This window comes from Streptomyces caniscabiei (assembly GCF_014930365.1).
Taxonomy (GTDB): domain Bacteria; phylum Actinomycetota; class Actinomycetes; order Streptomycetales; family Streptomycetaceae; genus Streptomyces; species Streptomyces caniscabiei.
On record NZ_JABXWI010000045.1, the window covers coordinates 1 to 9418 of the forward strand.

Genomic DNA, 9418 nt, shown 5'->3' on the forward strand with positions numbered 1-9418 from the left:
ACAGATGCACTGGCTGTGAACGCTCACAGCAGCATGGCATGGTCTTCGCAGCAGGCGAGGACCCAGGTCAGGGGAGAACGATCCATGCCCAACATCACGAAGCACCGGCGCTTTGTGGCCACCGCCGTCGCCGTCACGCTCGGCGCCACCACACTCGCCGCCTGCGGCGGGTCCGACGACGAGGGCGAGGCCCAGTCGGGGCCGGCGAAGCTCACGTACTGGACCTGGACGCCGGGCATGGACAAGGTCGTGGACCTGTGGAACAAGGGCCCCGGCAAGGAGCAGCAGATCACCGTCACGGTGAAGAAGCAGGCCTCCGGCGACACCCTGGTCACCAAGATCCTCACCGCGCACAAGGCGGGCAAGGGCCCGGACCTGGTGCAGGCCGAGTACCAGGCACTGCCGACCCTGGTCAGCAACGACGCGGTCGCCGACATCGCGGGCGAGGCGGGCGACGCGAAGAGCAAGTTCGCCACCGGTGTCTGGCAGCAGACCACGCTGGGCTCCGACGCCGTCTACGCGATACCGCAGGACATCGGGCCGATGATGTTCTACTACCGCGAGGACCTCTTCAAGAAGTACGACCTCACGGTCCCGAAGACCTGGGACGAGTTCGCCGAGACCGCGCGCAAGCTGAAGAAGGCGGACGCGGACGTCGACCTGACGACGTTCTCCGCGAACGACTCCGGTCTCTTCGCCGGTCTCGCCCAGCAGGCGGGCGCCCAGTGGTGGACCACCGAGGGCCAGAAGTGGAAGGTCGGCATCGACGACACCGCCACGCGGCGCGTCGCCGACTTCTGGGGCGGCCTGGTGAAGGAGGGCGCCATCGACAACCAGCCGATGTACACCCCGGCCTGGAACAAGGCGCTGAACACCGGCAAGCAGATCGCCTGGGTCAGCGCCGTGTGGGCGCCGGGCACGCTGACCACGGCCGCGCCCGACACCGAGGGCAAGTGGAAGGTGGCGCCGCTGCCGCAGTGGTCCGCCTCCGAGAACACCACCGGCAGCTGGGGCGGCTCCTCGACGGCCGTCACCACGGACTCGAAGAACAAGGGTGCCGCCGCGAAGTTCGCCACCTGGCTGAACACGGACCCCGAGGCGCTGACCGCGCTGGCGAAGGAGGGCGGTATCTACCCGGCCGCCACCACCGCGCAGACCAGTGACGCGTTCGCCGAGCCGCCGGCCTTCTTCGCCAACCAGGCCGACTTCTACACCGTGGCCTCCGAGATCGCGAAGACGACCGCGCCCTCCGCGTGGGGCCCGAACGTGAACGTCGCCTACACGACCTTCAAGGACGCGTTCGGCGCCGCCGCCAAGAACAAGTCCGACTTCGGCGCCGCCCTGAAGAAGATGCAGGACGACACGGTCGCCGACATGAAGAAGCAGGGCTTCGAGGTCGCGGAGTGACCAGCGCACGCCGGAGGTCGTACGGGGTCAAGGGGGCCCCGTACGCCTTCCTCCTCCCCGCGACGATCCTGTTCGCTCTCTTCTTCGCACTGCCGATCGGCTACGCGGTCTGGCTCAGCCTGCACAAGGTGCAGGTCAAGGGCCTCGGCCTCGGCTCGGGCGCGCGCAGCGAGGTGTGGGCGGGCCTGGAGAACTACACCGACGCGCTGACCGACTCCGAGCTGCTCGACGGCACCCTGCGCGTCCTCGGCTACGGAGCGATCGTGGTCCCGGTCATGCTCGGCCTGGCCCTGGTCTTCGCCCTGATGCTGGACAGCGACAAGGTGCGCCTCGCCCCCTTCACCCGGCTGGCGATCTTCCTGCCGTACGCCGTCCCGGGCGTCGTGGCGGCCCTGCTCTGGGGCTTCCTCTACCTCCCCGACGTCAGCCCCTTCTACTTCGTGCTGGAGAAGCTGGGCCTGCCGCAGCCGGACCTGCTGGACGGCGGCGGTCTGTACGCGGCGCTGTCGAACATCGCGATCTGGGGCGGCACGGGCTTCAACATGATCGTCATCTACACCTCGCTCCAGGCGATCCCCGCCGAGGTGTACGAGGCGGCCAAGCTCGACGGCGCGACACCGCTGCAGATCGCGCTGAAGATCAAGATCCCGATGGTGGCGCCGTCGCTGGTGCTGACCTTCTTCTTCTCGATCATCGCGACTCTCCAGGTGTTCAGCGAACCCACCACCCTCAAGCCCCTCACCAACTCGGTCTCCACCACGTGGAGTCCGCTGATGAAGGTCTACCGGGACGCCTTCGGCGAGGGCGACATCTACTCGGCGGCCGCCGGCGCGGTGATCATCGCCGTGGCGACCCTGGTCCTCTCCTTCGGGTTCCTGAGGGCCGCGAACTCCCGTCAGAAGCAGGAGGCAGCAGGATGAGTTCTCTTGCCGTACGCAAGGCCGCCCCGGCGGCGGGGACGACACCGGGCACCGCCCAGGGGCCGCCGCTGCGCCGCCGGATCGCGCTCGTCCCGACGCTCACCCTGCTGCTCGGCGCGATCTACTGTCTGCTCCCCGTCGCCTGGGTGCTGATCGCGGCCACCAAGTCGGGCAGCGAGCTGTTCTCCACCTTCACCTTCCTGCCGGGCAGCGGCTTCGCGGACAACCTGTCCGACCTGAACGCCTACCGCGACGGCATCTACTGGCAGTGGATGGGCAACTCCGCCCTGTACGCGGGCCTCGGCGCCCTCCTGTCGACGGCCGTCTCCGCGATCAGCGGCTACGCGCTCGCGATCTACCGCTTCAAGGGTCGCGAGACCGTCTTCAACGTGCTGATGGCGGGCGTGCTGATGCCGCCGGTGATCCTGGCGATCCCGCAGTACCTGCTGATGGCGAAGGCGGACCTGGCGGACAGCTACTGGTCGGTGCTGCTGCCGCTGGTCCTCTCCCCGTACGGCGTGTACCTGTCCCGGATCTACGCCGCTGCCGCAGTCCCCGCCGACGTGGTGGAGGCCGGGCGGATGGACGGGGCGAGCGAGTGGCGGATCTTCACCCGGATCGCGCTGCCGATGATGGTGCCGGGGCTGGTGACGGTCTTCCTGTTCCAGTTCGTGGCGGTCTGGAACAACTTCCTGCTGCCGTACATCATGCTCAGCGACGACGAGAAGTTCCCGATCACCCTGGGCCTGTTCACCCTCCTCGAACAGGGTGCGAACACGCCGGCTCTCTACACCCTGGTGATCACGGGTGCGCTGCTCGCGGTGATCCCGCTGATCGCGCTCTTCCTGGTCATCCAGCGGTTCTGGAGCCTCGATCTGCTGTCCGGAGCCGTAAAGTCATGACCATGAGCAACACGGGGGGCAGGCGCAAACCGCCGACCATTCACGACGTGGCGCGCGAGGCGGGAGTCTCCAGGGGAACCGTCTCACGCGTGCTCAACGGCGGTCACTACGTCAGCCCGACGGCAGCCGAGGCGGTCAACGCCGCGATCCGCAGGACGGGTTACGTCGTGAACCGGCATGCCCGCTCACTGATCACGGGCCGTTCCGACTCGATCGGCTTCCTGCTGACGGAACCGCAGGAGAAGCTCTTCGAGGATCCCAACTTCAACGTCCTCCTGCGGTGTTGCACCCAGGCGCTGGCCGCGCACGACATCCCGCTGCTGCTGATGGTGGCGGGCACGGAGGACGAGCGGCGCCGGATAACGCGGTACATCACGGCGGGCCACGTCGACGGTGTGCTGGTGGTCTCCAGCCACTCCGCGGACCCGGTCGCCCAGGAGCTGCGCGAGGCGGGAATCCCCCTCGTCCAGTGCGGCAAGCCCATGACCCCCGGCTCCAAGGTGAGCTATGTGGCCGCCGACGACCGCGACGGCGCCCGTGACATGGTGCGCCATCTGCTGTCGCTGGGCCGTCGCCGGATCGGTGTCGTGACCGGCCCGCTGGACTCGCCCGGCGGTGTCGACCGCCTCGCCGGCTACAAGGAGGTGCTCACCGAGGCGGGCGTCGAGATCGACGAGCGGCTCATCGCCTCCGGCGACTACAGCCGGGCCAGCGGCGAGGCGGGCACCGACCTGCTGCTGAAGCGGGCCCCCGACCTGGACGCCGTGTTCGTGGCTTCCGACCTGATGGCACAGGGCGCCCTCGCGGCACTGCGCCGGGCGGGCCGCAGGGTCCCCGAGGACGTGTCCCTGGGCGGCTTCGACGACTCGGCGGCGGCGACGGAGTCCGTCCCCGCGCTCACCACCATCCGCCAGCCCTACGACCGGATCAGCAACGAGATGGTGCGGGTCCTGCTGGCGCAGATCGGCGGCGAGGCCCCGGCCGCCGTGATCCTGCCGACGGAGCTGGTGCGGCGGGAGTCGACGTGAGGCGGCACACGTCCTGGGCCCGTGTCTGCGTCAGTGGTGCACGGGCTCCCGGTCGGGTGTTCGTCTCTCTTCGGTGACCCGGGTGCCCGGGTGCCGCAGCGCGCACGGGAACCCGATGCCGAGCGCGATGGCCATGCGGATGGCGTCCATCGAGTCGCGCACCACCGTGCCGAGGGCCGGGCCGTGCTTCAGCGCGGGCGGGGACCTCGCTCACCCGCTCCGTCGCGCATGCGCGAACGGATGCTCGGCAAGCAGCCGGGGCCGTCGTCATCACCCGAACGGCCGTCCGAAGATCGCGTGGTCACCGGGGTCAGGGCGGCGTCTCGGGGTACTCGACGGGCACCGGCCCCGGATCCGGTTGGACACTGGAGTGCGCCGGGGGGTGTGCCGACGGACGAGACCAGGAACCACTGCCATGAACAGCGACAGCGATCACCGGGACGACGAGAACGTCCTCTCCAGCCACTCCGTCTTCGGCGCGCCCTGCTGGGTGAGCCTGACCAGCCGGGACCTGCCGGCCACGGAGGACTTCTACGCCGCCGTACTGGGCTGGCGATGGCGTACCGCCAAGCTCGGCGACCACTTCCGGATCGCGTTGGCCGACGGTGTGCCCGTCGCCGGGATCGCCGGGGTGGCCTCGCTGTGGCAGATGGCGGTCGCCTGGACCCCGTACTTCGCCGTGTCGGACGCCGACGCGGCCGCCTCCCGGGCCAGGGAGCGCGGCGGCACGGTCGCGGTCGGCCCCCTCTCCTTCCCGCCCGGCCGCGCCGCCCTGCTGGCGGACCGGCACGGCGCCTCCTTCGGGATCTGGGAGGGCACGCTCTTCACGGACTGGGAGACCTGGCGCAAGGCCGCCCCGGCCTTCATCCGGCTGCACACCCGCGACGCCTTCGACGCGGCGATCTTCTACGGCGAGGTCCTGGAGTGGGCCACCGAGAGGCCCGGCTGCTGCGAGGTGCGCTACGAGGCGAACGAGGTCGTCCTGCGCAGCGAGGGCGAGGTGGTCGCCCGGATCACCTCCGGCGCGCTGGAGGCCGCGCCCGATCCCACGATCCGCCCGCACTGGCAGGTGCACTTCTCCGTCTCCGACGTGGCGGCCCGTGTCGAGGCCGCCCAGCACCACGGCGGCACGATCCTCACCGAGACCGCGCACGAGGCGGTGCTGCGCGACCCCGACGGCGCCCAGTTCACGATCACGTCGCGCACCGAGCGCTGACCGCCCCTCCCCGTCCGCCGCTCAGCCGGCCCGGGAAGGCCGTGACAGCAGCAGCAGTCCCCGCGCCTCGACGGTGATCTCGGCACCCGCCTTGTACTCGCACTCGTCCGGGACGCCGTCGGGCTCGGCGGTCGTGTCGACGCGGGTCGTCCAGCGCTCGCCGTACGCGGTGCCGGGCAGCCGGAAGACCCGCGGCTCCCAGTGGCTGTTCAGCAGGAGCAGGAAGGAGTCGTCGACGACGGGGCCGCCTCGGTGGTCCCGTTCGGCGATGGCGTCGCCGTTGAGGAACACGGCCACGGCGTGGGCGTCGGAGCGTTCCCAGTCGGCGTCGGTCATCGCGCGGGCGTCCGGTCGCAGCCACACCAGGTCGGGCAGCGGCCGGTCCGCGCGGGCCGGTGTCTCGCCCCGGAAGAAGCGGCGGCGACGCAGCACCGGATGGGCGGCGCGCAGGGCGATCAGGTCGCGGGTGAAGGAGAGCAGCGCGCGCCGTTCGTCGTCGAGCCGCCAGTCGAGCCACGAGACCTCGTTGTCCTGGCAGTAGGCGTTGTTGTTGCCGCCCTGGGTGCGGCCCGACTCGTCGCCGTGGCAGATCATCGGGATGCCCTGGGACAGCAGCAGTGTGGCCAACAGATTGCGCTGCTGTCGGGCACGCAGGGCGAGGACGCGCGGGTCCCGCGTGGGTCCTTCCGCTCCGCAGTTCCAGGAGCGGTTGACGCTCTCGCCGTCCCGGTCGCCCTCGCCGTTGGCCTCGTTGTGCTTGTCGTCGTAGGAGACGAGGTCGCGCAGGGTGAAACCGTCGTGCGCGGTGACGAAGTTGACGCTCGCGCGCGGGCGGCGCCGGCTGTGCTCGTAGAGGTCGGCGGAGCCGGTCAGCCGGGAGGCGAACTCGCCGAGCATATGGGGACGGCCCCGCCAGAAGTCCCGTACGGCGTCACGGTACTTGCCGTTCCACTCGGACCACAGGGGCGGGAAGTTGCCGACCTGGTAGCCGCCCTCGCCGACGTCCCAGGGTTCGGCGATGAGCTTGACCCGGCTGATCACGGGGTCCTGCTGGATCAGGTCGAAGAACGCCGAGAGGCGGTCCACCTCGTGGAACTGCCGCGCCAGCGTGGCGGCCAGGTCGAAGCGGAAGCCGTCGACGTGCATCTCGGTGACCCAGTACCGCAGCGAGTCCATGATGAGCTGGAGCACGTACGGGTGCCGCATCAGGAGGCTGTTCCCGGTGCCGGTGGTGTCGTAGTAGTGCGCCCAGTCGCCGTCCACCAGGCGGTAGTACGAGCTGTTGTCGATGCCGCGGAAGGACAGGGTGGGTCCCTTCTCGTTGCCCTCGGCGGTGTGGTTGTAGACAACGTCGAGGATCACTTCGAGGCCGGCGGCGTGCAGCGCCTTGACCATCGACTTGAACTCGGTGACCTGCTGGCCCCGGGTGCCGTGGGCGGCGTAGGCGTTGTGGGGCGCGAAGTAGCCGATGGTGTTGTAGCCCCAGTAGTTGACGAGGCCCCGGTCCTGGAGGACGCCGTCCTGCACGAACTGGTGGACCGGCATCAGCTCGATCGCGGTCACGCCCAGCGAGGTGAGGTGCTCGACGACGGCGGGGTGAGCCAACCCGGCGTAGGTGCCGCGCAGTTCGGGGGGCACGTCGGGGTGGGTGCGCGTGAGTCCGCGGACGTGCGCCTCGTAGACGACGGTGTCGGCGTAGGGCCGCCGGGGCGGGCGGTCGTCCCCCCAGTCGAAGAACGGGTCGGTGACGACGCCGAGCATGGTGTGGCCGGCGCTGTCGGCGCCGGGTTCACGGAGGGAGGGGTGGTTGTCCGTCTGCCCGTCGACGGCCGTGGTGTACGGGTCGAGCAGCAGTTTCGCCGGATCGCAGCGGTGGCCGGCGGCGGGGTCCCAGGGGCCGTGCACCCGGTAGCCGTAGCGCTGCCCGGGGCTGACGCCGGGGAGGCGGCCGTGCCAGACGAAACCGTCGACCTCGGTGAGGGGGACGGCGCGATGGCGGCCCGCGTCGTCGACGAGGACGAGGTCGACACGGTCGGCGACCTCGCTGAAGAGGGCGAAGTTGGTGCCGGTGCCGTCGTAGGAGGCACCCAGCGGGTAGGGGTGCCCGCTCCACACGGGCACCCCTCGGCGGTTCGGCCGCACGGTCACCGCGCGGCTTCGGAGCTGTCCGAGGCATCGCCGCCGGGCGCACCGGCGAGCGCCGCGACGGGCATCTCGCGGGGCACCTGGAGCACTTCGCGCAGGGCCGGCTCGGGTGCCATCGGCACCAGGGGCACGCTCTGGTCGACGGGTGCCCGCTGGGTGAACCAGATGACCGTGCTGCCGGTGTCGGTGGTGCAGCAGCCCCAGCCGTCGCTGAGCGCGGCGATCCGGGTGAGGCAGGGCCGCAACTCCCGGTCCGGGCGCAGCTCCCGGTCGTTCTCGGCCACCGCCGAGATGAGGTGCTGACCGTTCCACCACATCTCGATCGACGTGTTCTTGTCGGTCGCGTGCTCCTCGATGGCGCGCAGGAGGAGTTCGGCGCTGTGACAGACGGGCTGGACGAGGGTCTCCAGGTCCCAGAACCGGAGGTGAGCGGCCAGGATGCGGCTGACCTGCCCGACCCGCTCCGGACTGACTTCCACGTCGAGGTGGTAGTAGCGAGGCACTGCGGTCTTCATCGTCGTGGGCTCCTCACCGGCGAAGCTCTCCGCCCCGTGTGCACGAAGCGTGAGCACCGATCACTTCTGAGTCAGCTCCAGAGTGGGAGGGCTACGCCATTCGTGCAACACGAGCGACTCCCGAGGTCGTTGAAGAACCAACAAGACGTGGGGTGGTCGCGCGTGCACCATGAGTGAAGGCATCGGCTCCGCGAGGCGTCGGTGCCCCTCCGCGCACGACCTCCCCCGGGAAGCGTGCTCCGCCGAGAGTGCCGGGAGGGACCAGCACATGCTGCTGCCCGCCAAGAACGAGGTGGCCAGACATCTGCGGCGTTACCGCACCTGGGAACGCGTGATGCTCGCGTCCCCGACCGACCGCGCGGCCCGGGACAGTTTCGAGGACTCGGGCTACACGCTGTGCGTCCTGATGGGCAAACGCTGTGCCCGCGAGGCCGTGGCGGCCGCCGAGCGCTATCTGCGGACGAGCCTGCCCGCCTATCTCCAGGAGCAGGGCGAGCGTCCCCCGCAGGAACCCACCGGCAAGACCCGTAAGGACCGGGCCCGTAAGGGGTCCGGCAAGGCCCGGACCGGCGAGAGCCGTTCCGCCAGAGGTGGTCCGCCGCCCGGCCGGCGTTCCACGGCAGGGCTGTAGGACCCGCAGAGCACCCGTTCGGCCCAGCGCCGATTCCCGAGCACGGCGGAGGTGAGACCCATGAGCCCGACTCCGGCCCCGGCCGTCGGCCGCGTTCCCGTCAGGGATGTCCGCCCGCTCGTCGAGTGCGGCAGGCGTCCCGCGAAGGCGGTAGTCGGCGAGACCTTCGAGGTCACCGCGACGCTGTTCCGCGAGGGGCACGGCGTGGTGGCCGCCAATGTCGTGCTCAAGGACCCGGAGGGCCGTCCGGCGCCGTGGACCCCGATGCGCGAACTGGCCCCCGGCACCGACCGCTGGGCCGCCTGGGTCACCCCCACCTCCGAGGGCCGCTGGACGTACCGCGTCGAGGCATGGAGCGATCCCGTCGCCACCTGGCGCCACCACGCCCGGATCAAGATCCCGGCCGGCATCGACACCGAGCTGGTGCTGGAGGAGGGCGCCGAACTCTACGTACGGGCGGCCGCCGGGGTGCCGGAGGCGGATCTGCACGCGGTCCTGGTGGCGGTGGTCGGCAGGCTCCGCGACGACACCCTGCCGGCCGCCGACCGGCTGGCGGCGGCGTCGGCGCCGGAGGTGGAGGAGGTCCTGACCCGCCATCCCCTGCGGGAACTGGTCACCTCCTCCGAGCCGTTGCCCCTGCTGGTCGAACGCGAG

9 protein-coding genes are annotated in these 9418 nt (G+C 70.5%); 7 read left to right on the top strand and 2 right to left on the bottom strand.

Going from position 1 to position 9418, the window contains the following annotated elements; all coding sequences use genetic code 11:
• Positions 1 to 84: 84 nt before the first annotated feature.
• The 5 genes from HW837_RS47710 (at position 85) to HW837_RS47730 (ending at position 5473) form a co-directional block, all read left to right on the top strand.
• Positions 85 to 1407 (top strand): extracellular solute-binding protein, encoded by a 1323-nt coding sequence (locus HW837_RS47710; protein ID WP_045555772.1) that lies wholly within the window; start codon positions 85 to 87, stop codon positions 1405 to 1407.
• On the top strand, positions 1404 to 2327 hold the full coding sequence (locus tag HW837_RS47715; protein WP_060885800.1) for a carbohydrate ABC transporter permease: 924 nt from the start codon (positions 1404 to 1406) through the stop codon (positions 2325 to 2327). The genes HW837_RS47710 and HW837_RS47715 overlap by 4 nt, the downstream gene beginning before the upstream one ends.
• A complete protein-coding gene (locus tag HW837_RS47720) occupies positions 2324 to 3229 on the top strand; it encodes a carbohydrate ABC transporter permease (protein WP_045555774.1) in 906 nt (301 codons plus the stop codon). Before HW837_RS47715 ends, HW837_RS47720 begins: the two co-directional genes overlap by 4 nt.
• Complete coding sequence (locus HW837_RS47725; protein ID WP_193382247.1) at positions 3226 to 4257, top strand: LacI family DNA-binding transcriptional regulator; 1032 nt, start codon at positions 3226 to 3228, stop codon at positions 4255 to 4257. The genes HW837_RS47720 and HW837_RS47725 overlap by 4 nt, the downstream gene beginning before the upstream one ends.
• A gap of 415 nt (positions 4258 to 4672) precedes the next feature.
• Positions 4673 to 5473: a VOC family protein gene (locus HW837_RS47730; protein ID WP_045555776.1), complete on the top strand. Its 801-nt coding sequence runs from the start codon at positions 4673 to 4675 to the stop codon at positions 5471 to 5473.
• Positions 5474 to 5494: 21 nt separating this feature from the next.
• Here HW837_RS47730 and glgX read toward each other — a convergent pair whose 3' ends face one another.
• Positions 5495 to 7594: a glycogen debranching protein GlgX gene (glgX, locus tag HW837_RS47735; RefSeq protein ID WP_177261733.1), complete on the bottom strand. Its 2100-nt coding sequence runs from the start codon at positions 7592 to 7594 to the stop codon at positions 5495 to 5497.
• Between the two features lie 23 nt (positions 7595 to 7617).
• A complete protein-coding gene (locus HW837_RS47740) occupies positions 7618 to 8133 on the bottom strand; it encodes a hypothetical protein (protein ID WP_045555777.1) in 516 nt (171 codons plus the stop codon).
• 268 nt (positions 8134 to 8401) lie between these two features.
• On the opposite strand from HW837_RS47740, the gene HW837_RS47745 reads away from it, so the two are divergent.
• Both HW837_RS47745 and HW837_RS47750 read left to right on the top strand, forming a co-directional pair.
• Complete coding sequence (locus HW837_RS47745; RefSeq protein ID WP_045555778.1) at positions 8402 to 8764, top strand: DUF5133 domain-containing protein; 363 nt, start codon at positions 8402 to 8404, stop codon at positions 8762 to 8764.
• Positions 8765 to 8824: 60 nt separating this feature from the next.
• Positions 8825 to 9418, top strand: a 594-nt coding sequence (locus tag HW837_RS47750) for a maltotransferase domain-containing protein (protein WP_193382246.1), incomplete at its 3' end; no start/stop codon positions are given.

Excerpts from the sequence above, each read along its gene's own strand:
- HW837_RS47710 (WP_045555772.1), top strand. The coding sequence starts at position 85 with ATGCCCAACATCACGAAGCACCGGCGCTTTGTGGCCACCGCCGTCGCC.
- HW837_RS47720 (WP_045555774.1), top strand. The coding sequence starts at position 2,324 with ATGAGTTCTCTTGCCGTACGCAAGGCCGCCCCGGCGGCGGGGACGACA.
- HW837_RS47725 (WP_193382247.1), top strand. The coding sequence starts at position 3,226 with ATGACCATGAGCAACACGGGGGGCAGGCGCAAACCGCCGACCATTCAC.
- HW837_RS47730 (WP_045555776.1), top strand. The coding sequence starts at position 4,673 with ATGAACAGCGACAGCGATCACCGGGACGACGAGAACGTCCTCTCCAGC.
- HW837_RS47740 (WP_045555777.1), bottom strand. The coding sequence starts at position 8,133 with ATGAAGACCGCAGTGCCTCGCTACTACCACCTCGACGTGGAAGTCAGT.
- HW837_RS47745 (WP_045555778.1), top strand. The coding sequence starts at position 8,402 with ATGCTGCTGCCCGCCAAGAACGAGGTGGCCAGACATCTGCGGCGTTAC.